The sequence below is a fragment of the Porphyromonas uenonis 60-3 genome (genome assembly GCF_000174775.1).
Taxonomy (GTDB): domain Bacteria; phylum Bacteroidota; class Bacteroidia; order Bacteroidales; family Porphyromonadaceae; genus Porphyromonas; species Porphyromonas uenonis_A.
On record NZ_ACLR01000147.1, the window covers coordinates 1 to 557 of the forward strand.

Below are 557 nucleotides of genomic sequence, written 5' to 3' on the forward strand. Positions count from 1 at the left end.
AGCAAGACAAACAAGAACAAAGCCGTAGATCCAGATTACGCAGAACTCAAGCGCGAAAACGCTCGCCTCAAAGCAGCCCTCTTCCAAGCTGAGAGCAAGGCCTTGGTCAACAAAACACTACTCGAAGTGGTCTTGAATCGCTACCACATTGATCTAAAAAAAAAGACCGATTTGTAGCCGTGAGACAGCTTGAATCCGCCCAAGTGAGAGATCAAAAGCTCTCCATAACCTACCTTTGTCAGCAGCTAGAAGTCAGCCGCAAAGGCTACTACAAGCACACCTTCACCGAGCAAGACGAAGATGTCAAAGTAGCCTCCGTCCTACACTATTGCCAGTATGTGCGCAGTTGGCTCCCCAGGGCAGGCGTAGACACCCTCCAGGAGTGTACCAACAAGTACTTCAAAGGAACCTTCCAAGTAGGTCGAGACTGGCTCTACAAAGTGTTAGGAGCCAACGACATGCTACTGAGAAGTCGCAGACGCAAGCGTCCGCCTCAGACAACCAAGGGCGTGGTCAATCACGGCTTCCAAGACCACCTGAACACCACCCCTAAGTAC

General features: G+C 50.8%; 1 protein-coding gene. It reads left to right on the forward strand.

The window, feature by feature from the left end; genetic code table 11:
• Positions 1-179 precede the first annotated feature (179 nt).
• Positions 180-557, forward strand: a 378-nt coding sequence (locus PORUE0001_RS05055) for a hypothetical protein (RefSeq protein ID WP_039865651.1), incomplete at its 3' end; no start/stop codon positions are given.